13 protein-coding genes and 12 pseudogenes are annotated in these 24,828 nt (G+C 31.4%); 10 read left to right on the top strand and 15 right to left on the bottom strand.

All coding sequences use genetic code 11. The annotated features are described in order from the left end of the window. Window positions 1-539: 539 nt before the first annotated feature. The 6 genes and pseudogenes from U880_RS11490 to U880_RS10645 form a co-directional block, all read right to left on the bottom strand. Window positions 540-1,374 (bottom strand): annotated as a pseudogene (locus U880_RS11490) (variable large family protein); the annotation flags it as partial. A gap of 315 nt (window positions 1,375-1,689) precedes the next feature. Further along, window positions 1,690-2,695, bottom strand: a pseudogene (locus U880_RS09605) (variable large family protein). A gap of 198 nt (window positions 2,696-2,893) precedes the next feature. After that, a complete protein-coding gene (locus tag U880_RS0100170) occupies window positions 2,894-4,036 on the bottom strand; it encodes a variable large family protein (protein ID WP_161626499.1) in 1,143 nt (380 codons plus the stop codon). Window positions 4,037-4,532: 496 nt separating this feature from the next. Continuing rightward, window positions 4,533-5,570 carry a variable large family protein gene (locus U880_RS0100175; RefSeq protein ID WP_024654304.1) on the bottom strand — a complete coding sequence of 346 codons (1,038 nt, stop codon included), beginning with the start codon at window positions 5,568-5,570 and terminating at the stop codon, window positions 4,533-4,535. Window positions 5,571-5,800: 230 nt separating this feature from the next. Beyond that, a complete protein-coding gene (locus U880_RS0100180) occupies window positions 5,801-6,841 on the bottom strand; it encodes a variable large family protein (RefSeq protein ID WP_024654305.1) in 1,041 nt (346 codons plus the stop codon). Between the two features lie 91 nt (window positions 6,842-6,932). Next, window positions 6,933-7,186: pseudogene (locus U880_RS10645) on the bottom strand (variable large family protein); the annotation flags it as partial. Between the two features lie 280 nt (window positions 7,187-7,466). Between U880_RS10645 and U880_RS0100195 the strand changes: the two are divergent. Next, window positions 7,467-8,600 (top strand): hypothetical protein, encoded by a 1,134-nt coding sequence (locus tag U880_RS0100195; RefSeq protein WP_152520353.1) that lies wholly within the window; start codon window positions 7,467-7,469, stop codon window positions 8,598-8,600. Between the two features lie 41 nt (window positions 8,601-8,641). Here U880_RS0100195 and U880_RS11270 read toward each other — a convergent pair. From U880_RS11270 to bdr, 9 genes and pseudogenes are all read right to left on the bottom strand, one after another. Next, a pseudogene (locus U880_RS11270) lies at window positions 8,642-8,848 on the bottom strand (variable large family protein); the annotation flags it as partial. 269 nt (window positions 8,849-9,117) lie between these two features. After that, window positions 9,118-9,795, bottom strand: a pseudogene (locus U880_RS09615) (variable large family protein); the annotation flags it as partial. 545 nt (window positions 9,796-10,340) lie between these two features. Continuing rightward, on the bottom strand, window positions 10,341-10,616 hold the full coding sequence (locus tag U880_RS0100215) for a hypothetical protein (RefSeq protein ID WP_024654307.1): 276 nt from the start codon (window positions 10,614-10,616) through the stop codon (window positions 10,341-10,343). 99 nt (window positions 10,617-10,715) lie between these two features. Beyond that, complete coding sequence (locus U880_RS0100220) at window positions 10,716-10,853, bottom strand: hypothetical protein (protein WP_161626500.1); 138 nt, start codon at window positions 10,851-10,853, stop codon at window positions 10,716-10,718. A 30-nt stretch (window positions 10,854-10,883) separates the two neighbouring features. Beyond that, a pseudogene (locus tag U880_RS11995) lies at window positions 10,884-10,949 on the bottom strand (hypothetical protein); the annotation flags it as partial. Between the two features lie 296 nt (window positions 10,950-11,245). Next, window positions 11,246-12,161: pseudogene (locus U880_RS09620) on the bottom strand (variable large family protein); the annotation flags it as partial. A gap of 329 nt (window positions 12,162-12,490) precedes the next feature. Beyond that, window positions 12,491-13,483: pseudogene (locus U880_RS09625) on the bottom strand (variable large family protein). A gap of 335 nt (window positions 13,484-13,818) precedes the next feature. Further along, complete coding sequence (locus tag U880_RS0100235; protein WP_024654309.1) at window positions 13,819-15,033, bottom strand: variable large family protein; 1,215 nt, start codon at window positions 15,031-15,033, stop codon at window positions 13,819-13,821. 480 nt (window positions 15,034-15,513) lie between these two features. Further along, window positions 15,514-15,762, bottom strand: a complete 249-nt coding sequence (gene bdr / locus U880_RS12000; RefSeq protein ID WP_051373831.1) for a Bdr family repetitive protein — start codon at window positions 15,760-15,762, stop codon at window positions 15,514-15,516. Between the two features lie 280 nt (window positions 15,763-16,042). Between bdr and U880_RS0100245 the strand changes: the two genes are divergently transcribed. The 9 genes and pseudogenes from U880_RS0100245 (at window position 16,043) to U880_RS09635 (ending at window position 24,205) form a co-directional block, all read left to right on the top strand. Continuing rightward, complete coding sequence (locus U880_RS0100245; protein ID WP_024654310.1) at window positions 16,043-16,687, top strand: plasmid maintenance protein; 645 nt, start codon at window positions 16,043-16,045, stop codon at window positions 16,685-16,687. 31 nt (window positions 16,688-16,718) lie between these two features. Then, window positions 16,719-17,276, top strand: coding sequence for a DUF226 domain-containing protein (locus U880_RS0100250; RefSeq protein WP_024654311.1), 558 nt, complete (start codon window positions 16,719-16,721; stop codon window positions 17,274-17,276). Then, window positions 17,252-18,004 (top strand): ParA family protein, encoded by a 753-nt coding sequence (locus U880_RS0100255; RefSeq protein WP_024654312.1) that lies wholly within the window; start codon window positions 17,252-17,254, stop codon window positions 18,002-18,004. The genes U880_RS0100250 and U880_RS0100255 overlap by 25 nt, the downstream gene beginning before the upstream one ends. Before the next feature lie 22 nt (window positions 18,005-18,026). Continuing rightward, window positions 18,027-18,623 (top strand): chromosome replication/partitioning protein, encoded by a 597-nt coding sequence (locus U880_RS0100260; RefSeq protein WP_024654313.1) that lies wholly within the window; start codon window positions 18,027-18,029, stop codon window positions 18,621-18,623. A 200-nt stretch (window positions 18,624-18,823) separates the two neighbouring features. Next, window positions 18,824-19,828 (top strand): annotated as a pseudogene (locus tag U880_RS0100265) (variable large family protein); the annotation flags it as partial. 397 nt (window positions 19,829-20,225) lie between these two features. Then, window positions 20,226-21,153 (top strand): annotated as a pseudogene (locus U880_RS11590) (variable large family protein). A 208-nt stretch (window positions 21,154-21,361) separates the two neighbouring features. Continuing rightward, window positions 21,362-22,486: a variable large family protein gene (locus U880_RS0100295; protein ID WP_152520354.1), complete on the top strand. Its 1,125-nt coding sequence runs from the start codon at window positions 21,362-21,364 to the stop codon at window positions 22,484-22,486. A gap of 112 nt (window positions 22,487-22,598) precedes the next feature. Next, window positions 22,599-22,847 (top strand): annotated as a pseudogene (locus U880_RS0100300) (variable large family protein); the annotation flags it as partial. Between the two features lie 349 nt (window positions 22,848-23,196). Next, a pseudogene (locus U880_RS09635) lies at window positions 23,197-24,205 on the top strand (variable large family protein). Window positions 24,206-24,828: the final 623 nt, after the last annotated feature.

The raw sequence follows: 24,828 nt of genomic DNA on the forward strand, positions 1-24,828 counted from the left end.
AAATCTAGAAAGAATAGACAGCAAATTTTTAAGTATTTGTTAAAGCTACCACAAAGTTTACTAGATATTTTGTGCTGCACCCTTAAATATCAGCTCTTCTGATTAAAACACATACTTTAAACATTAAATTTTGCATACAATGGAAAGACATATAATTTGACATAAATTAAGAGTATTTGCTAACATATTTATACATAATTTTACTTATTTTTATAGCATTTAGTTAACAGATAAATTACATGAAAGAATATGAAATATTAAAAGCAAAAATCAAAGAACTAAAGAAACAAAATTCAATATTACTTAAAGAAACAAGGCAATATAAGAAAGAATTATTACAAACCAAAGGCAATCCTAAATCTAAATCAATACCAATAAGATTTTATTTAAATGATAAGACCATAAGATTAGTAAAGAAAAGTATTGACAAACTTAAACAAATAGATCCAATCTCAGGATGGTTTGTTCATATACTATCAATATTTACTGCACTTGCTACTGTTCCATTTATTGCATGTTATTGCATGAGCTGCTTTCTATTTATTTTTAACCGCAAACTTACCTTCCTTTGCCATCCCTCTCAATGTTATCCCTCCTGCTATCACTCTATCACTGCATCTTTCTGTGTTGTAACTTCTTTAATCTCTTTTTTATCATCTTCCCGTTTAGCAGCCGCTATACTTGATGCATCTATTGCTGTTTCAATATTTTTGTCAACAACTTCACCTGACTTAGAAATAGCTTGCAATATATCAGCTCCACTTACCGCCCCCCTCTATTGTTGCACTTGCTGCTGCTGCCTCTGCTTCTGAAGCATTATCTGACACTTTAGCAAACAATTTCCCAATTGATTTTTGCTGTTCATCTTTGGTCCTAGTAGCTTCTGCATTACCTTCATCCTTTTTTAACACTACTTCAACTATCTCTTTAATTCCTTTAACTAGTGCATTTACACTTACAGCATCTGCTGGTGCTGCATCTTGTCCAGCAGTAGGAGCACCTCCAATAGCATCACCACCAGTAGCCCCTTTTGCAGCTTCTTTTGCTCCCGCAGCAATCTTATCTACAGTACCACTAATAAACTGCTCAACAACTGTTTTAACTTTTTCATATTTCCCATTCTTTTCTAAAATTTCATTTAACTTTGCTTTAGTAGTTTGCATAGTCTCCTCAATATCACTAAAATATTCCCCTATCTCACTCTTCTTTGTTTCTGCCTTTATCCCCAATGTCCCTGTAACCATATCCCCAAAACTCACAAAAACATCTAAAAATCCTTTCCCTAAATTTACTATATCACTCAAAAACACTTTCTCTGGATCTCTACCCCCACTACTACATTCCATCACTATTACATCCCATCACCAGCATCATCACTATCCCTTTCACTCTTCTTTTAATTCTATTGCCCTTCATCTTCTCTCCTCTCCTTCTCACATCCTCTCTCTCTTCTCCTCTATCTCCTTCCCTTCTCTTTTCCCTACTATTTCCTCTAATTTCATTTTCTTCGCCTCCTTATTTTTTACCTTTTTTTTATAGCTTATCTTTTATGTATCAGAAGCAAAAAATATGACTTATATAACACATACAATCTTGAAAATAAAAAAAGAGAGCTTTATTGCTCTCATTAACTAAGTTTTTATTAAAAAATTTAATTATATTCTAAATTGTACTAGCTATCTTATTCTTTTATTCATTAATTCTAGCAACAGACCCTTCTCCTTGTTTAATCTCTCCTAACACCTTATTTATCTCTTTCAATTCTTCATCCACTCTATTCCTTATTGCTATTGTTAAAGTAGACAATACCTTACTCACAGCATTAGATGATACACCCTTAGCTCCTTCTGCTTCTGTTTTATTAGCAGCATCATCTTTTACAACAAACTTACCATTCTTTGCCATTGCTCTTAATGCTATCCCAGCTGACATTACTGCGTCTTTCTTTGCCGCTGCATCTAAATCAGTAGTTTCATTGGAATCACCATTAGCCATTGCAAGTCCCGCTGCATCTTTTGCTGCACTTGCTTTCCCAACAGCCACATTATCACTAGACTTAGCTATAGCTTGAAGAATATCAACGCCACTCACTGCACCTATAGATGCACTTGCCGCTGCTATATGTTTTTCTTCTGCTCCACTGCCAGTCTTATCACCAAATAGTTTTCCTATTTTTTTCTTATCGTCATCAAGAGATTTAGTTACATCTTTTAGTCCATCACCCTCGTTTGGCTTTAACACTACATCTACTATAGTCTTTATTCCTTTAACTAAACTTATTACACTAGTTGCTTCTGCTCCTTTACCAGCATCAGCAGCTTTTTCTATATCTCCTAAATTACCACTAGCATCTTTAATACCATTAGCTGCTTCCTTTGCTCCTTCTACTATTTTATTCAATGTACCACTAATAAACTGCTCAACAACTGTTTTAACTTTTTCATATTGCCCATTCTTTTCTAAAATTTCATTTAACTTTGCTTTAGTAGTTTGCATAGTCTCCTCAATATCACTAAAATATTCCCCTATCTCACTCTTCTTTGTTTCCGCCTTTATCCCCAATGTCCCTGTAACCATATCCCCAAAACTCATAAAAACTTCCAAAATCCTTTACCTAAATTTATCATTGACCCTAAAAATTGATTCTTTGATTTCTCTGCTTCTAACATCCTCATTATTACACCCCCATCACCATTACTCCCTTAACTAACATTCTTGATCTTCCCTTCTCTCTCCTCTTTTCCGTTCTATGAAGGATTAGAAACCAAATACACATTATAAAAACACTATTTATATATTATATAACACATATAATACTGCAAATTAATAAAGAGAGCTTGATTGCTCTCTTCACTAATATTCCTACTTAACAATTTTAAACTATATTGAAATATTACTGTTGACCTACTGTTTTCGACTCTCTTGCCTTATCCACTTCTTGCTTTACTTTCCCCAAAACATTCTTTACTATCTTTTTAATTACATCTTCCACCGCTACTAATAGTTTATTTGCCGCAGTCACTCCTGCTGACTGTACCGCTTTTTCATCGCTATTTCCATTATGTGCAGCTAATTTACCTTCTTTAACCAATGCTCTCAACGCTATTCCCCCTGCTACTGCTGCTGCTTTTGCTGCCTCTTTTGCTAAATTAGCTGCAGTACCTCCTACTGCAAATTCCAATGGAGTTGTCTCTGCAGTTGCAGCTGCTCCTATTTGTACAGCTTTTTCTTCTCCTGATTTAACTATAGACTCTAATATTTCTTCTCCACTAACTGCTGATACTATTGCTGCTGCTTTACCTGAATCTCCTTCTGTTGCATTAGCACTTGTTGCTAAAACTTTAGCCCCATTCTCTGGATTAGTTCCTCCTATTGATGCTTGACCCAATGTCAACTTACTTTCCTTCAGATCCTCAATACCTTCTGTCTTAGCTGCTTTTATTATCCCTGTCAATGCATGATGTACCTTCTTTAATACATCTGTATTTGCTGCAACTCCCTGCTTGTTATCACTTTTTACCTCACCTACTAAACTAGAATCACCTATCCCTTTTAAAAAATCTAAATGACCTTTTAATGTAGATAAAACTCCCTTAGCCACTTCAACTGCACTTCTAATCGATAAAGCTATTGGTTTATCTTTAGACCCTTCTCCCTCTGATTTCCTTGCTACTGCCTCTAATTCTGCTGATGCTTCTCCAAGTTTTGCACCTAAACTGCTAAAATATTCTCCTACTTCACTCTTCTTTGTAGTTGCTTTTGCAGTAAAGCCTAATGTATCGGCTATTAAACCCATAAATGCATAAAATGCATTCTCTGCACTTCTCCCTACTTCCATCATTGCTCCACTTAATCCTCTCCCATCTCCTCCTCCTGTCCCTTCTCCTTTCACTCCCCCACTATTACATCCCATCACTACCATCATCACCATCACCATTATTCCCTTTACTATTCTTTTACTTCCCTTCTCTCTTCCCTTCTCTCTATACTCGCTTATACACTCTTCTTTCTTTCCTATTTCTTTCTTCTCTTTCATTCCTTTCTTAGTCTCCTTGTTTTTTTTATTTATTTTTAGCTTTGCTAGCTTTTCTAGCTTTTCTTTAAAACTTAGTAATAAACAAAAACAAAATGGATACAGCTACGAATGAACGGATAATCATTAACAAATGTTAGCACAAATAAAATATTATCTTTTCGACACAATAAAACAAAAGATACTAAGAGTTTAACTCTCAGTATCTTTACGTTATAACTGATACCAAAAAGGCCTTACATACCCTTATTAACAAATTCTATTGATTCTCCACTAAGCATCTAACATCTGAAATCTAATCATATCCAACCTAATACTTATTATGTAAGATATTGGTTTTTTAGAAGTCTTAATGTATCTTTATGCCATACTAAATTAACATGGGCGCGCCATTAAACGTAATTAAATGTCTTAAAATAACTAAGATATCTCAATACAATTAATAAAAATAACACCTCTCTAAATTACAGAGAAGTGTTAACATTACATAATTTATTAATCACTGTTTATTTGTAGTTTGAGCAGTATCAGATCGACTAGCCTCAGTTCCACTACTCTCAGAGTATTTTATTCTCTTAACTGCTTCTCTTATTTTGTCTAAATTACTTTTCATTGTTTTCCTGATTATTACATCCAATATCTCTAATACCTTATTTACTGCACTTACCGCTGCTGCTTTTACTGCTCCAACTTCATTAGCTTGAGGTTGAGTAAACTTACCATCCTTAGTCATAGCCTTAAGAGCTACTGCTGCCGCCAAGTCAGCATTTGTTTTTGCAGTACCGTTATCATTTTGAGTATTACCACCAAGAGCAAGTGCTCCAGCTTCTGCATTAGCAATAGTAGCAGTACCAACAGTAGTAGCATTTTTAATCTTATCAATCACTGCCCATGCATCTGCCTTTGATACTTCTTCAGCAAGTTTAGGAGCAGCCCCCTGATCAGCTTGAGCATTGTGAGCTAATAACTTAAGTCCATTAGCATTAGCCACTTCACCACCCGAGGTTCCCTTCTCAATTTTAATATCAAGTTTCTCTGCTACACCAATAATTGCCTTTACACCTTCAATTACTGTATTAACGCTATCCCTATTAGCTCCAACTGCACCACCAGCACTATTAGCATCACCAATATCAACATTGGCATTAGTTACACCAGAAAGTTTAGTTACAGCACCAATTAATTGTTCAAAAACATCATTTGCTCCTTGAACGGCACCCTTCACAGCTTCAATTGCACTCCTATCAGCATTCTTTGCACCAGATATTTTACTTGACAACTCATTTAACTTATTCTTCGTTGTCGTAAGTTCATCGCCAATCTTTTTAAAGTGTTCCCCTACTTTACTTCTCTTATCCCCCGATTTAACTACACTAAATCCTAATACATCCCCTATTGCACTCCCAAAAACACCAAAAATCTCCTGAAACCCCTCTCCGATCTTTACTAATGACTCTAAAAAACTATTCTTCTTTGCTAAGTCTACCTTCCCCTCTCCTCCCGCAACTCCCCCACTATTACATCCCATCACTATCATATAAATGTTAAAGATTACTTTTTATAATGAATTATATTTTTTACAAAATCTTACAACTATATAAATCTGTACAATTTTATATAATAAACTGAATATTTTCAATTAGGACATATTAGATCATGATTAATAATATTAATAATAAAAAGATAGAAGACATTCTAGAATAATCTCCAAGATTGCCTCCTATTCTTACTTTTTTTACTTCTAATAACCTAATATAACTGCCTATCTTAATTCTGTCCTGCTGCTTTTGGAGCTCTTGCCTTATCTACTTCTTGCTTTACTTTCTCCAAAATATTCTTTACTGTCTTCTTCACTATTCCTTCTACTGCTCCTAATAATTTATTTACTGCAGTTATTCCTGCTGATTGTACTGCTTTGTCATCATTATTATTCGCTGCTAATTTACCATCTTTAACCAAAGAACGTAATGCTATCCCTCCTCCTACTGCTCCTGCTTTTGCTTCCTCTTTTGCTAAATTAGCTGCAGTAGCATCTCCTCTTGCAAACTTTAGTGCACTTGTATCTGCATTTGCCTGACCTGTGTTACCAGTTGCATCTCCTTCTCCTGATTTAACTATTGATGCTAACATCTCCTCTCCTCTCACTGAGGACACTATCAATGCCGCTTTTTCTCCCACTGCTGCTCCTGCAGCACCTATAGCTAAGACCTTAGCTCCATCTTTCGCATCTACTCCTATTGAATCCTGCTTTAATGTAACATTACTTGCACTTGGTTCTGCAACTTTTTGTGCCTTTGCTACATCTACTATCCCTTTTAATGCTTTATATGCTTTCTTTAATGCATCTGAATTTGCTGCTACTCCATTCTGGTTATTTGCTACATCAACTACCTTGTTACCATCACCTATATCTTTTAAAGATTCTAAATGGGTTTTCAATGAACTCAAAACTCCTTTAGCTGTATCAACTGCAATTCTAACTGGATTTTTTGCATTCTTTGATTCTTCACCTTTATCAACACCTACTATTGCTTTGCTTGCTACTTTTTCTAATTCTTCTGATGCTTCTCCTAACTTCTTTCCTAGACCACTAAAATATTCTCCTACTTTATTCCGGGTTGTATCTTTAGTTACAGTAAATCCCAATACATCCGACACTAACTCCAAAAATGAATAAAATGCATTCTCTGCACTCCTCCCTACTTCCATCATTGCTCCACTTAATCCTCTCCCGTCTCCTCCTCCTGCTCCTTCTCCTTTCACTCCTCCACTATTACATCCCATCACCACCATCATCATCACAATCATCAATCCCTTTACTATTCTTTTACTTCCCTTCTCTCTTCCCTTCTCTCTATACTCGCTTATACACTCTTCTATATTTCCTATTCCTTTCTTCCTTCGGATAACTTCCATATTCTCCTACAATTTTCCCTAATTTCCCTTTAACTATTTTCATAGTATTCTCAATCTTAGTAAAATAAGCTCCTATCTCACTCTTCTTTGTATGAGTCTTGATTCCTAACGTCTCTGTAATCATATCCCAAAACTCACAAAAACATCCAAAAACCCTTTACCTAAATTTGCAATCTCACTCAAAAACACTTTCTCTAGATCTTTTACCTCATTATTACCACCAACATGCTCTATCATCCTCCCAAATCAATATTTTCTCTACTCTCTCTATATCTATTATCTCTCTCAACGATATCTCCACCAAATATTCCTTCCTCAAATCTCATTATCCCTGATTCATATCTTTCAAAACCTCCTTATCTTTTCTTTTACAACATATAGACCTCAAACAAATAAAACTAACAAACACAAACAAATGAATAAAAAACTAAAAAAACACAATTACTATTTATAAAAATTTTAATTATAAAATATATTGGATTTCTTAAAAGTCAATATATACTTTTAATATATAATTATGAACTGTTACAATACTTTCAATTTGAAGTTTTTATTCATATTACTCTTGCTTAGTTGCGAATCTAATACAAAAAGAATCGCAAATATTGCTCTAAACGAGGATGTTAATTCAACTCTTAATACACAAAAAAATAATAAAAAATTATATCAAAATAAAAATATGCATATAATACAAAGTCCAAAACCATCATATAATTCCGAAATAGAAAGTAAAGTTCAAAAAACCTCAGAAAAAAAAGAAGGATCAAATTCAAATAACCCACCACAATTAAATCAACCATTTTCAGATCAAGCACAAAAAAAAGAGGCAATTGAAAAATTAAATGTACAACAATTACCAGAGCAAAATTCAAAATCAAAAAAAGATAGTAGTGATGATAGTCCTAAATCTGGTTCAGTTCCAAAGAAACAAATCTCATCAAAAAAATCAAAAGCTCAATCTCCTTCTTTAGAAAATTCAATTTCAACAGTTTCTACAACAATAACAAAAGCAACACCAAAACCACAAAAACAAAAACAAAAACAATCAAAATCAAACCCAAAATTAAGGGCATCTATAGACAATCAAGAATCTTTTAAAGAATATAAAATTCAAGATACTAGCTATGCACGTGCTAATAATGCCATGATGTACGAAATTTCATTAGGTATTAAAGATGGAAATATTACTAACAAAAGTTCTGATTATAACTTTAATAACTGGAAATTATTCTTTGCAAAATTTAACAATGGAGCTATTTTTGTTATCACAAATAATTATACATGGGGTACTGGTTTTAGATTAGGACATAATAATTATATAAAAGATGGACCACAAGGCATTGGCTTAGATTTAGAATCAAATCACATTTCTAAATTTAAAAATGCCATCACTACTACTGGTGAAGTATTTGAAGCTATTACTTATGATGATATGGAAAATGAAATTAATATAAGAGTTAATAAAAGTGATGGTTCAGACTATATCTTTCTTAAATTTGAAGTTACTAATTCTATTAAAAACAACTCTGATAGCAATAATGAAGAGGAAGAAGAATTTGATAGTTTTAATCAAATTAAAAGTTTATTCTTAAAAAAATCATTTGCGGTTAAAAAATCAGATTTTAATAACTTCATTAACATTATTGAATAATAATATTAATAATAAACTAATTAGCTAAATTACACGATTAAGTTAGAATTTCCCTCTTGTTTCATATCAGCAATAATTTGTTCAAGTGCTGTTTTACGCCTTCCACAGTCTTTTGAACTTTTTTAAAATATTCCCCAACATCCGATTTATTGCTTCTCAATTTTAACCCTAATACACTCCCAACCACATAAGCCAAGAGAAATAAAAACATTCAAAAAATCATTATTCAACATCACTACGAACTCCAATCAAATGACTAACCCATTATACAATAAAGATTAAAACTTACTTTTTGTAATATATCATCTTTTTGATATGTACAATTTCATAAAATATAAACTGAATATTTGTAATTAGAACATTAAAAAAAATAATAAATAAATAATAAAATTACCCATATAAAACAATATATCTCTATTTAACATACTATAAAATAAAAGATACCAAGAAGTTACCTTCTAGTATCCTAACTTTATAAATTTTTTCTCTTATTTTATTATTCAGTTATGTATTCTGATTATTTATTTTGACCACTAGAACCACTCTTTTCAGATGCTACAGGAATATCATTATTAATTTTCATTACTTTTTTTACTTCCTCAAGTCCTGCGTCTATTGTCTTTCTTATTGCTATTGTCAACGTATCTAATGCTTTAGTCACCGCACTTACTGCTGCTCCTTTAACTGCAGGAGAATATTCAGCAGTAGCGGCATTAGGACCAGCAAACTTACCATCCTTTGCCATCGCTCTTAACGCTATTGCTCCTGCTATCGTGCCATCTTTTGCATCACCCTGAACAGCCTGAGCAGCACTGGTACTAGCTAATGTCTTTGCCTTATCTTTAATCATAGCTTGTAATATATCAGCTCCAACTACTGCTCCAACAGCTTTTGCTGCATCTGCTGCTGATTTTTTAGAATCAGCAGCAATCGTTGCATTAGCAAACAACTTACCTGCTTCACCATTCTGAGCATTATTACTTCTTGCACCAAGATCATCAGCTTTTTTATCGGTACCAGCCTCTGCATTCCCTTCTTTTAGTACCACTTCTACTATACTCTTAATTCCCTTTATTAAAATCTCAATATCACCAGCAGCACCTCCAGCATTATCAGCAGCAACATTTCCAATTGGATCACTAGCATCTCCTATTGCCTCACTTGCTGTCTTTGCTCCTTCTATTATCTTATCAAGTTTAAAAGTGAGAAAAACTGTGCAAGAGACAAAGAATAAGCTTGAGAAAATTGTGTTGAGCTAAAAACAAAAAGATTTCCTTATAACAATATAAAAGGCAAATAAGACTTATCTCTAATATTGCCTTCTCCTCTCACTTCTAAAAACACAAACTAATAAATTTATTAGAATAAAAGAAAAAATTACTGCTGCCAAAAAGATTCTTCATCATATTGATACGAATTTCTAATATAAGTAAAGCACAATATTGATAAAATAATTAATCTTTATCCAAAATAAATAAAGTAACGGTTCAATAAATTTTTACTTTTACTAAATAATGTCTTTGTTTCTCATCAAAAACTGAATCTGAAAGTACAATGACATTACATATAACATTCTTTTTATCATGAATACTTTTAACTTTCTTAAGCATTCCATATTCATAAATAATAGCCTGTCACCACACATTTAATTTTTGAATTATTGGCTAGTAAATAGCCTTCAAAATATAAGGCTTAATAAATTGAAACTAATATTATTAATATACCCAACATTAAATATCATCATTCAGCAATGATTTTAGAATTCAATTTCTTTGCAAATCGAGAACTCAAATTCTTAACTCTTAACTGAATTTTTTCCTCTTTAATTCTTTGCTCTTTCTCCTCATGTTCCATCCAATCCTCAAAACTTTTATCAAATCCATATCTTCTTTGAAATTCTTTAAATTCACGATCCATTTTATCTATATTGGCGTCAACCTGCGCTATAAATGCTTCCATCTCCATTTCTTCATCTCTAAAACCTTTCTTTTTTCTAGGAAATTTAATATCTTTCATAATAAAATAAAACCCTCTTAATAGTAATAAGATACTATACTATTATAACAAATTAATATGTTGTTAACATATTATACTTTTAATTCCTCTTAATTATCACTAAATTAATAAATTTAATCTAAAATAGCAACAACTATTCGTTAGTATTTCAAGTATTTCAAAAATTTTAATCACAAATTCTTCACCAAATTCAATCATGAAAAAATCTGTTTCTACATCATTATTGTAATCATTCACAAATTTTCGTATTATTCCTGTTATTAATTCTCTTTTAGATAATTCAAGTTTTTTCAATTTAGCTTTTAATAACTTTAAATCTCCTAAAGATAGTATATCAAGTTTATTTTGTTCAGCTTTTAAGTTTTATATACATTCATATAATATGCTTTAGCATAGTTTCTTGCTTGTTCTATCATATCGTTTTTGAATGTATCCATAAATGATTTGCATATTAATGAACCTTCTGGACCAAAAAAAGTAGAACCATTATATATAAAATAATAAACATCTGAATATTATTCATATAACATATATAATATTGCAAATAAAAAAAGAGAGCTTTATTGCTCCCTTTTTCAATATTCTTACATAATAACTTTAACTATAATCAATATATACTAATTCACCTACTAATTAGTCTTCACCACAGCCTCAGAACCTTCTCTTTGCTTAATCTCTACCAATATCTTATTAATCTCTTTCAACCCTCCATCCACTGTATTCCTGATTGCTATTGTTAGTGCACTCAATACTTTATTTACTGCACCTGACGCTACTCCATTAACTGCATTTGATGATTTTTTATCGTTCTTAGCCGCAAATTTACCATCCTTTGCCATCGCTCTTAATGCTATCCCTGCTGCTATTACTGCATCTTTTTTGGCACCATCCTTAATTTCGTTCTTATTATCCTCCTTTTTAGCAGCAGCAATCTCAGCAGCATTTTTAGCTGTATCAATCTTACCATCATTATTAACAACCGACTCAGACTCAGCTATCGCACGAAGAACATCAGCCCCACTTATTGCCCCTATTGATGCACTTGCTGCTGCTGCTTCTACCTCACTAGCATTATCTTTCTTTTCAAACAACTTACCAATTGTCTTCTGCTGCTCTCCATCAGTCTTAGTAAAACTAGCTTTACCTTCATTCTCTTTCAATACTACTCCAACAATTGCCTTTATTCCTGAAACTAATACATTTACGCTATTAAAATCTGCATGTGATGCATCTTGTCCAGCATCAGTAGCATTACCAATAATAATATCACCACTAGCACCCCCAGCTGCTTCCTTGGCTCCTTCTTCAATCTTACTTATCTTCCCTATAAATTCCTCTACCTTACCTTTCACTTTTTCATATTTACCATTCTCTTCTAAAATCTTCCCCAATTTCACTTTTACTTCCTTCATTGTCTTTGCTATCTTACTAAAATATGCACCTATCTCACTTTTCTTTGTATCTGCCTTTATTCCCAATGTCCCTGTAATCATATCCCCCAAGACTCACAAAAACGTCCAAAAATCCTTTATCTAAATTAACCATATAAAAATTAATGATTGACTTTATTACCACATATTATCAATGTGAAAATACAAAATTTATATCATTGACTTTTTTATATTTATATTAAACAATAAACCTTATAAATTTAAGATTGTAATCTCATACTATGTTATATAAACTATGGATGGTCATTCGATTTTTTCAAATAACTAATGTACCTCACAATAAAGATTAGAACCTATTTTTTTAATGTATTATCTTTATTTGACACCACAAAATAAAAGATACCAAGAGCCTAACTCGCAGTATCTTTCTTTTATAACTTTAACTTTAATTTTTTCATCTTATTATTTAGTTATATAATTCTATCAATTTTGACCACCAGAACCACTCTTTTCAGATGCTAAAGGAATATCATTACTAATTTTTATTACTTTTTTTACTTCCTTAAGTCCCAAGTCAATTGTCTTTCTTATTGCTACAGTTAATGTATCTAATGCTTTAGTCACAACACTTAATATTGCTCTTTCTATCATTTTTTTTGCATCATTAGCATTGTTACCATTAGCAAATTTACCATTTTTAGCTATAGCTCTTAATGCTATACCTCCTGCAACTTCCGCATCTTTAGGAGCATTAACATTAGCAGCTGCAATAGCGGCACTATGCTTCGCTAATTTAGCAGCATTACCACTATCTCTAACCATAGCTTTTAATATATCAGCTCCGGTTACTGCTCCAACAGCCTTTGATGCATCAGTCGCTGATTTTTTATCATCCGCTCCAGATCCAGTAGTACCATCAAATAATTTACCTGCACCATCATTATTCCTTGCAGTATTACCATCTTCAGCCTTTTTATCATCTCCAGCTTCAGCATTTCCTTCTTTTTCAAGTACCACTTCTACGACACCTTTAATTCCTTTTACTAGCTTCTCAACATCAGTACCTGCAACACCAGAACTATTAGCAGCAGCAATATTACCAAGTAGTTCATCACCTGCTACACCAATAGCCTCACTTGCTGTCTTTGCTCCCTCTATTATCTTATCTAGTGTACTCTCAACCAATGTTTTAACTGCAGTAGCTGTAGCCTCAGCATTAGGATTCTTTTCTTACTTCATATCAGCAACAATTTTATTAAGTCCACTCTTAATTCCTTTTACTGTATCCTCCACTTTCTTAAAATATTTCCCTACATCTAACTTATTTGAACTAACATTCAACCCCAATACACTCCCTACCATTTCCCCAAAAGATGTAAAAACATTTAAAAATTCATCACTCACATTAACTAAAGATTGCAAAAACTTATTCTTTCCTTGCTATGCTTCTAATACTCCCCCACTATTACATCCCATCACCACCCTCTCTGCTTTTTCCTCTTTTTCTAATTATTTTTTTTAACTCATTATTTTTTATTATTATCTTATCTATTAAACAAAGACATGCAAAATAAAAAACGAACAAACAAATAAATAAATGATGATATTTATAAGTTCTATACTTTTTCAAACATTAATTCTATTCAAAACACTATTTAATTTGAAATGGATAGCATCATATAGAAAAGGCATTATTACTTATAATTATTCCTTCCTCTATACAGGCCATCCAAATGAATTTATATTACACTATAACTACTATTAAATAATAACAATTTAATAGCAAATATTAGAATATCAAACAAAGTAACTTATTTTTTAGCTACCACCTTGTTAACCTTACTGTTAACTTTACCAATCTCCATTCTAACTGTCCTTCTAATAATTAAATCAAGTGTATCTAATACCTTGTTAACAGCCTCAGCTGCGGCATCTTTAATTTTATTAGCATCATTACTATTTGAATCATTATTTTGAACAGCAAATTTACCATCTTTACTCATTGCTTTTAATGCAACAGCAGCTGCAAAGTCCGCATTAGTCTTTGCTCCAATACCATTAGAAGTATTAACAAAACCAGTAACCAATTCCCCAGCATCACTATTAGAACTATCAAGAGTACCATTTTTAACAGTAGCATTGCATATTTTATCAATCATTGCCCATGAATCAGCTTTAGATACTTCTCCAGCAAGTTTAACACCAGCTCCCTCTTGCGCACCATCTTTACCACCATTAAGAGCAGCAGTAGAATCAGTTTGAGAAGAAGCAGTAACAGCATCACCAGCATTTCCTGTGCCAATATTTACACCAGATTCTTTAGCAATCTTAACTATCTCTTTAATGCCTTCAATGATAGCTTTAACACTTTCTCTATTAGAAACGAGAGAAGCTTTAGTACTACTATCACTTATTGCCCCAATATCAATCTTATCATCACCAACAGCTTCCGCTAATTTTTTTACAGCATCAATTAATTTGGTAAGAACTTCCGATGAATTAGATGATGAACTATCTAATTTATTTTTAGTAGATTGTAATCCCTTTTCTACTTTCTCAAAGTGCTCTTTTACCTTACTTCTCTTATCAGTAGACTTAATATCTGCCTTAATAAGCAAATCTTCTAACATATTACCAACAACATTCCCAACAAACCAAAAAATATCTTGAAGACCTTGTCCTATTACCTTTCCTGTTTCAAATACTCCTGGAACTATTACTTCCCCTAAACCTTGTCCCATTTGTAGCATTTCTTGTCCTAATTCTAATGTTCCTGATGCTACTTCTTCACCCATATTTACTACTTTAGGACCTATTTCTTTCCCAAATTGTACCACCTCTTGTCCAATTGTTAATGCTGAATCTAATAAAGCACCCTTACTTTCATCTGATAATTTATCTAATCCAAGTATATTACTAGCAGTATCCTTATGTTTATCTATCAATTTGCTTAAACTAAGCATACTGTCACTATCACACCCCATAAATAAATTAATTATTATTAATAAACCTAATGGCTTTTTCATTTAAACCTCCGTTCTTAATTTATATTTTTACAATATAAATTATATATATATCACATATTCTAAAAAAAGAAAAAATATTACCATTAAATATTATTTAAATACAATACATACACCTATCACAATACCTATTATATATCTCCTATACTACCTTATAAATAAATTAAAATTACCCACTTCTAAAAATCAAAACACAAATGCAATAAAGTTAATACCTAAGGAATACAAATCGTCATATATCTGTATTATTCAAAAATTATCAATGAAATCAAAATTTTAAAAATTATCTACTAAAAACTGAATATATTATTGAAATTAACGTTAAAAAATTCCTACATTAAGGGTAATAATAGTGCCAAACATCCAATATCCATTTTATTATCAAGTTATTTAACATCTAATTTTAACTCATCCCTTACTTTGTCTATCTTAGCATTTAAATTAGTCTCAATAGTATTTATCTTATTGTAAAGATCCGTAAATTTAGTATCTATTAGTATCTATTCTATTATCAAATTTAGTTTTAACAGATATAATCTCAGCCTTTAAACTACGATCTAACATTTCTAATTTTATGTCAAAATTTTCTTTTAAATATTCAAAATCCTTAGTAGTAAGCTCATTTTTATAATACCTATAAGATAAATCAATAGCAATGTCTCTACTTATGCCAGCTTTAACAAATTCACTTAAAACCATTTCCTGTGTAATTACTGCTTGTGGATGCAACATAGAAAATCCCCTTATTAATTATTATATAAGTAATTTAACTTTTGAGTGTATATAAATTCAATAATGATTATGAATTTTAATGCATCATTAAAACGAATGATATCCCATTTACAAAATAAATATCACTAAACTCAAAATAAAAAATAATATTATACAAATAAATAGTTTATATTAAAATTTATAAGAATTATAAGAAAAAACAGCAATTTAGATATTTACTTCTAGATAAAAATCATGTACAATAAGAATGGGGGATAACCTATTTCAAAGGAGATTAGCAATGCATACAAGCCAAAAAATTCAAAACTACACACAACTACAAAAAAAATACCAAATCAGATATTACAAAACGATATCAATAATCAGGTATTTTCAAAAAAACTCTATCAAATATAATCAAACCAGTATTTTAAATACATTAAATCGTTTTCTAGCTAAAGATGAACTTAAAATAATTACACTCAGAACCCTTAGAAAAGATTTAGCCTTGCTATGCAATAAAGGCATTATTAAAAAAACTTTATTAAGATTGGGAGAAGGAAATGGCTCATACATAAGATACACAGTAAATAAATACAGTCAAAATAACTTAAAACGTTTCATTGAAAATAAACAAGACATTATTGAACATGATGCAAATGCAATATATAAATTCACAAAGGAAACACAAAAAAAATATTTTAAAAATAGAGGGTACAAAACTTATAAATCTAAAAATGTAACTAAAAATGTCAGTCATAATATAATTAATAATAAAGATATAAATAATAAAGACAAAAAAGATATAAATTTGATAATAAGTAATGCATCTAAATGGAAAACAATGAAATACTTAGATAAGATAGAAGAAAATGCAAACAAAAAACGTTATGAGGAAGCAATGATAAAAACAAAAAAATGGTTAGAAAGTGAAAGAAACAAATAAATTATTATTAACAGAATTTGAAGGAAAAAATATGGTATGCCAATTGAAAAACCTAGAATCTCAATCAAAAAAAATTTTTAATGATTCTTTTTCCAAAATAGAAAAGGAAAGCGCTAGAACAATATATCATACAAAGATATTTAACGATCTTTTTGCCTTTGGCGTTAATCGAAAAGAAGAAGATAAATTTTTTGTTGCTTTGCGAGGTTTGTTTAACAGCGAAAAAAAAAGTACTTTCCGTCTATTTAGTATCGAAAGAGATGAAGACATGTTTTTAGGTATGTTTTATGGGTTTAAAAGGCTTAAAACTTCATTTATACTTAGGTACAAAGATGATACAAGAAAATCAGATGTTACAACTAAAATATATAAGCCTTACTATATAGAATTTAGATTTAAAAAGGGAAGTATTTTTTGCTATATAAAGGCGATTCATTCCTTAATAAAGAAAGAAAAATTTACAAAAAGATATGTTCAAAATTTACTTGAAAGAATTATGAGATTGGAAGATGAGGTGTATAAATTCTATAACAAAAGATTACCAAATGGGGGAATTGTAACGAAATGGATAGAAAAAAACCAGAGGTAATTACTATTGCATCAATCAAGGGTGGCGTTGGAAAAAGTACAAGTGCAATTATATTTGCCACATTGTTGGCAAAAAAGTATAAAGTTCTTTTAGTAGATATTGATACACAAGCATCGACTACTAGTTATTATCATGAAAAATTAATAGAAAATGATATTGATGTTGTCAATATAAATATCTATAGAGTTTTAACTGAAACATTGGACATTAATTATTCGATAGTTAACATAGATCACAATCTAGATTTCATTCCAAGTTATATTCATTTGCATAAATTTATTAGAGAATCAATTCCTTTAAAAGAGTTAAGGTTGAAAGAGTGTTTATTTTTTCTTCAAAATGAATATGACTATGTAGTACTAGATACTAATCCTAGTTTAGATGCTACGTTGGCAAATGCTTTGATATGTAGTGGCTATATAATAGTTCCTATGACTGCAGAAAAGTGGGCAGTTGAGAGTTTAGAATTAATAGAATTTTATATGAAAGAATTGAGGATCAATCTTCCAATTTTTATTCTTATAACTAGATTTAAGAATAATAATACACATAAGGAATTGTTGGGATATATACAGTCCAAGAAAGGATTTTTGGGTTTTATACATGAAAGAGAGGACTTGAATAAAAGGATATCAAAAAATGATGTTTTTGATTTAAGCAAAGATTATATAAAAGATTATGGAAGTGCATTGGAAAGTTTTTTGACTAAAAAATTAATAGTGCGTTAAACGCACTTTCAAAGGAGCTAAAATGAAGAATGTTGTTTTAAGTAATAGAGTTTTACATGCCAATAAAGATGTTAAGTTGATAGATTTGAAACATGAAAGTTTGATTCGCTATAATGAATTAAAGGAAAAACTTAAACAAAATGCAAGAAAAGAAATTTACTATAAGGTAGAAAATATTAGAATTTTAAAAGAAATAAAAGACAATGAATATTATAAACTTGATGGTCATAAAAACTTTGATAGTTTTATAAAAGATTATAGGATGGCCAAAACTCAAGTGTATGCTTACTTAAGACTAGCAAATGCTATAGAGGCAGGGATTCTTGCAGAACAATATATAATTGAAAATGGCATTAATGAATCTCTTGCTATTATAAAGAATAAGAAGACTGTTAAGACAAAAAAAGTAAAACAAGATTCTATAAAGTTATTGAGCTTTAAGCTTAAAAATCAGGCCAGTTATGACTTTTATAAGAACAATGTTAAGTTTATGGCATTTATGTTGGATACGATTTTTCTAAATGATAGAAATTATTTGCAAAAATTGTTTCAAAAATATGCTAATTTACATCTTGATAAAAAAGTTGTTAATATAGCCGAGTTACTTGAAAAAATTTAATAATTTTTGTAACATTATTATTAGGTTGTATTAAACATTTTAATACTCCAGAAATAGTAGTCTTTGAACTTTAGTAGGTTCTGTTGATAATTTTAACTTAAAATTATCAACAGAACCTACTTTTTATTTAATTTTTGATATTCAATTTTTTGTTGGATCTCTTAGCTTAGTGAATAAGCTAACACAAAACAGGGGGCGGTGATAAATGTGGTAAAAGGCGAAAAGAGTGGTTTTTAGATTCATTAGTTAAGATTGGAGAAGGATTTCGAGAGATTTTTGGTGTTTTTAGGAGTGCTGTTGGAGATGCATTAGGATTTACTGTAGTTAAATCGGGGGATAGTAGAAGTAAGGTGGGAGAACATTTTAAGAAGGTCGGAGAAGGACTTACAATAACTAAGAATAAGTTAAACGAGTTAAAAGTTAAAATATCTGATGCTAAGAATGCTGATGGGAGCACAATTAAAGTAGTGGAGGATGTAATTAACGGAGTAAGTAGTGTTTTTGAACAGTTAATTGCTGCCTTAATTAAACTTGATGGTGTAACTAAAGAAGCTGGCAGTACTGATCTTGGTGATGCTGCGGATAATGCTACTGCAGTAGTTGCTGATAAAGCTGGTGTTGAAGTTATTATTTCAGAGGTTAAAAATATAATTGATGCAGCAGAGAAGTCTGGAGTAAAGATTGAAGCTGGTAATGCTGGTAATCAGGTAGCTGCTGGTGCAGCTAGCGCTACTGCTGTACTTGTTGCCAATGCTGGTGCTGGTGCTAATGCTGGTCCTAAATTTGCTGAAGAAGTATCAAAAGCTGATCCATGGGCAATGATTGATAAGATTAAAAATACTAAGACTAATTCTGTTCTTACACAAGATACTAATAATGAAGCTGGAGTATTAGCTACTGCTATTGGTGCTGCTGCTAATGTTGGTGCAAAGAGTACTGCTGATTTAGCAGCAGCCGTTGCACTAAAGGCTATGACTAAAGCTGGTAAATTTAGTGTTAATAGTGTTAGTAATGAAGCAGGAGCAGTTAAAGCGGCAGCCGCAATTGCAGTTAATAAGGTATTGGGAGTATTGGATATAATCGTTAGGAAAATAGTAGTAAGCAATCTAGAGAAAGTAAGAGAAGCTGTTAACGGAATACAATACTCAAAAACTACTGAAATAAATGTTTCAGAGGTTGGTACTACTCAAATTATTAGTAAATAAATAGTAAAATCAACTAATAAAGTCAATTAAGAAGAACACATTTCTATTTATATAGAATAGTTGTTTTTCTTTTTTTCTTTTTGGTATTTAGGTAAGTTAGTGGATAAAGTGATAGCTTTCTTGTGGTATTGAGTTAAGGTATGTTATGGGGATAAAGGTTGTGTTATTAGTATTTTGGTAAAACTTGAGAGAAAGTTGTTAATAAGAGTAATAAAAACTTTTTATTTGTTTTTGTATTATTTTTTCATATTCTATGATAGTTGAATGTGATTTATTTGTCATATGTTCGTTTGATAGCTTCATTTTCATTCATTAATTTTGATTTTATTTTGATTGTTGAAGTAATCTTAAGAATATAAAAAGAATAAGAAATTTTTTGTTATTAGTTGTGGTGGTGATGATGGGATGTAATAGTGGAGTATTTGAAGCGGAGAAGCTAGAGTTGGAAAATAAGAATAGTTTTTTAGAGTCATTAGTTAAGATTGGGGGGGAAGGATTTCAGGAAGATTTTTGGCGTTTTTGGGAGTGTTGTTGGAGATGCATTAGGATTTAGTGTAGTTAAATCGGGGGATAAGGAAGAGTAAGGTGGGAAAATACTTTGAGAAGATAAAGAGAGGATTGGAAGGGACTAATAACAAGTTAAAGGAACTATCAGATGAAATTTCTAGTGCAAAGAGTTTTGAAGAGGGTACAGTTGAAACTGTTAAGAGTGCAATTAATAGAGTAAGTGGAGTTTTCAAACAACTAATTGTTGCTTTAGAGAAACTTGCTGGTGTTTCTAAATAAGCTGGAGGTATCTAAAGCAGATCCATGGGTAATGATTGATAGGAGTAAGAATGGCTAAAGCTACTGATTCTGTTGCTTTTGCTGGTAATGATAATGAAGCTGGAGTACTAGCTGTTTCTAATGCTAATGCTGCTGTTGCTAACAATGGTGTAAAGATGTTGAAGGCTATAGCTATTGCTGATTTTAGTGCCAGAAAAGATGGTGTGGTTAAGAGATGTAAAGGATGCAGTTGTTTTGGTTTTAGCTAAAGGTACTGCTGGTACTGCTAATGATGACAAACTTGGTGATTCTGTAAAAAAAAGATGTTATTATAACAGTGGGAATAGTATTGAGAGCAATGGCAAAAGATTGTTAAGGACGATGGTGATAAAAAAACAGAAGCTGAATCTGAAAAGGGCGTAGCATCAAATGCAGTGCATAAAATATTGATTACATTGACAATAGCAATCAGGAATACAATAGATTTGGGATTAAAAGAGATTAATAAAGGATTAGGAGAGATTAAACAAGGAGAAGGTTCTGGGGCTCAGTCTAATTAATAGGTGAATTAAAATTAATATGTAATTGAGTATAGTTTAAAATGATTAGATATAAATATTAGTAAAGGTAGCAATAAAGCTTTCTTTTTTATTTGCAGTATTGTATATGTTATATAAGTAATATTCATATAAATCGTCATTTGTTAATTTTTTTGTTTGTTTTCTTTCTAGAAAAGCAGATAATGAAACAAGGAGGCGAAGGAAAGGAATGAAAGAGAAGAAAGGAATAGGAAATATAGAAGAGTGTATAAGCGAGTATAGAGAGAAGGGAAGAGAGAAGAGAAGTGGAAGAGTAAAGGGGATAAGAATAAGAGAAGTAATGATGATGCTGGTGATGGTAGTGATGATGGGATGTAATAATGGGATGTTGGAAGAAGAGAAGGGAAAGAATAAGTTTTTGAAGTCTTTAGTGAGCTTGGGTAATGAATTTTTAGATGTTTTTACTTCTTTTGGGGATATGGTAGGGAGTGTATTGGGATTGAATTTGGATAGTAAGAAATCGGATGTGGGGAAGTATTTTAAGACAGTGCAGGATACTGTAGAAGGAGTTAAAACAGGACTTAATAAGATTGTTGCTGATATGAGGGAAGAAAAGAATCCGAATGCTGAGGCTACAGCTACTGCAGTGAAAACATTGGTTGAGAGTAAACTAAATAAGATAATAGAGGGAGCAAAGACAGCAAGTGAGGCAATTGGTGTTGAAGGCAATGAGTTACTTGGTAATATTTCCAATAATGCTGCTGGTGCTATGGGTATTGATATAGAAGACCTAGTTAAAGGAATTAAATCAATTGTGGGAATAGTACTTAAAGATGTAGGTAAAGCTGATGCTGGGACTGATAAAAAGGCTGATGATCTTGGTAACAGAACTGCTCAGGCTGGTGAAGGTGAAGCAGGTAAATTATTTGGCAATGCTGTGATAAATGCTTCTCCTAAAAAATCAGCAGCTGATGCATCAAAGGCAGTTGGAGCAGTAACTGGTGCTGATATATTACAAGCTATGGTTAAGGATAATGGTGATGCTGTAAAGCTAGCTAAAGAAATAACTGGTAATGTTGATACAGCTCCTAAAGATGGTACTATAGCAGGAGCTATAGCATTGCGAGCGATGGCAAAGAATGGTAAATTTGCTAATGGTAATAATGCTAATGATGTTTCTACTTCAGTTAAAGGTGCCGCAACAAGTGCAGTAACTAAGGCATTAGATACATTAACAGTAGCAATAAGAAAGACAATAGATGCAGGACTTAAAGAAGTAAAAAAAGTAATGAAAATCAATGCTAATGATACTTCTGTGGTGTCTGATGAGAGTAATTCTGGTGCTAAAAATTGATATGTTATATTTATATAATTAAATAATAAAATAAGATAAATCAAATTGTGAAGGAAAAAAGATACTTAGAGTAAGCTCTTTGTATCTATTATTTTATTTATAGTATAATAAGGGGGTAAAAGATCCAGAGAAGGTGTTTTTGAATGCTATAGTGAATTTAGGGAAAGGATTTTTGGACGTTTTTGTGAATTTTTGGGATATGATTACGGGGACGTTGGGAATTAAGGTGGATACAAAGAAAAGTGAGATAGGTGCATATTTTAGTAAGATTGAGAATACAATTAAAACAGTGAAAGAGAAATTAGGGAAGGTTTTGGAGGAGCATGAGAATTATGAGAAAGTGAAAGAGAAGGTAGAGGATTAAAAGAGATTAATAAAGTATTAATAGAGATTAAGCAAGGAGAAGTTTCTAAGGTTAAATCTAATTAGTAGGTGAATTAGTATATATTGGGTATAGTTAAAATTTTAAGATAAGAATGCTGGTAAAGGGAGCAATAAGGCTCCCTTTTATTTGCCGTGTTGTATATGTTGTGTAAATAATATTTTTATTTGTTTTTTTGCTTCTAGTTGTCGAGAGATAAGCAAATAAGCTGAATAAAAAATAAATAAAATAAAAAATAGGAGGGAAGAAAGAATGAAAGAAATAAGAAGAAGAGGGGGAGCTAATAAGAGGAATAGAGAAAGAGAAGAGAAGAAGAATAGTAGAAGTGATGATGATGGTGGTGATGGGATGTAATAGTGGGGTAGTAGAAGAGAGTAGAAAGAGTAGATTTTTGAAATCTTTGGTGAGATTGGGGGGGATGAATTTTTGAATGTTTTTAATTCTTTTGGGGATATGGTAGGGAGTGTATTGGGATTGAATTTGGAGAGTAAGAAATCGGGATGTGGGGGAATTATTTTAAGAAAGTTCAGGGTACAGTAGAGGGAGTTAAAACAGGACTTAATAAAATTGTTAATGATATGAAGGAAGAAAAGAATCCGAATGCTGAGTCTACAGTTGCTGCAGTTAAAACATTAGTTGAGAGTACGCTTGATAAGATAATAGAAGGAGCAAAGACAGCAAGTGAGGCTATTGGTACTGAAGGTGCTGAACTAATTGGTAATGTTGGTGCTAATAATGCTGCTGGTGTTGTTGGGGATGTTGATAAATTAATCAAGGGAATGAAGTCAATTGTAGATGTGGTCCTTCAAGAAGGTAAACATGATGCTGGTACTGATAAAAAAGCGGATGGTCTGACCGCAAGAACTGCTGCAGCTGCTGCCGATGGTGAAGCAGGTAAATTGTTTGCTGCTAATGTTGGTGATGCAAACAATTCAAAAAAAGTAGCATCTGATGCAGCCAAAGCTGTTGGTGCAGTAACTGGTGCTGATATTTTGCAATCTATAGTTAAATCTGATAAAGCTGCTACTTTAGCTAAGAGTAATGATGGTAACGCTGGTGCTGCTCCTAAAGATGCGGAAGTTGCAGGAGGAATAGCGCTGAGAGCTATGGCTAAGAATGGTAAGTTTGCTGGGCCTACTGCTGATAGCGCTGATTATGTTATTGCTGCTAAAGGAGCGGCAGTAAGTGCGGTAACTAAAGCATTAGATACATTAACAATAGCAATAAGAAAAACAATTGACTTGGGACTTAAGAATGTTAAGGAGCCTATGAAAATTAATGCTAATGCTACTTTTGTGGTGTCTGATAGGGGTGTTTTTGGTTCTAACAATCAATAAATAGTCTAAAATTATATGAACTAAATAATAAAATAAGATAAATAAAGTTATAAGTATAAGATACTGAGGGTTAATCTCTTGGTATCTTTTGTTTTATTGTGTTAAAAAAGATATATTTTATTTGCTATTATTTGTTAGTTATTATCCATTCATAGGATGTATATGTTCTAATTAAAAATATTCGGTTTATTGTGTAAAATTGTATAGGATAGATTTGCATAGTTGTAAAATTTTGTATAAAAATATAATGAATCATAAGAAGTAAGTTTTAACTTATATGAAATATCTTAGTTGTTTTAGGAGATTTAATGACACGCTCAGTTGTAATATTAATGTAGCATGGTATAAAAACATATTAAAACTTATAACGAAACTAAGATCTTACACAATAATTATATATTAAAAATGTAGAAAAGTCTAGTAATGGTAAAATTTTGTTTTTTTAATGTAGATAATAGAATATTTGTACTATTTGATATTAAGAGGTAATTTGTACAAAAATTAAAATTTCTTTAGAATTTATTTCAATTATAATATTATTTGTACGTATTGTTAAATACGTTTTCATCATTTTTTTGATATTTGATTTTTTAAAAAATTTTTTATACTAATCATATTAAATA

The sequence above is a fragment of the Borrelia hispanica CRI genome (assembly GCF_000500065.1).
Classification (GTDB): Bacteria; Spirochaetota; Spirochaetia; order Borreliales; family Borreliaceae; genus Borrelia; species Borrelia hispanica.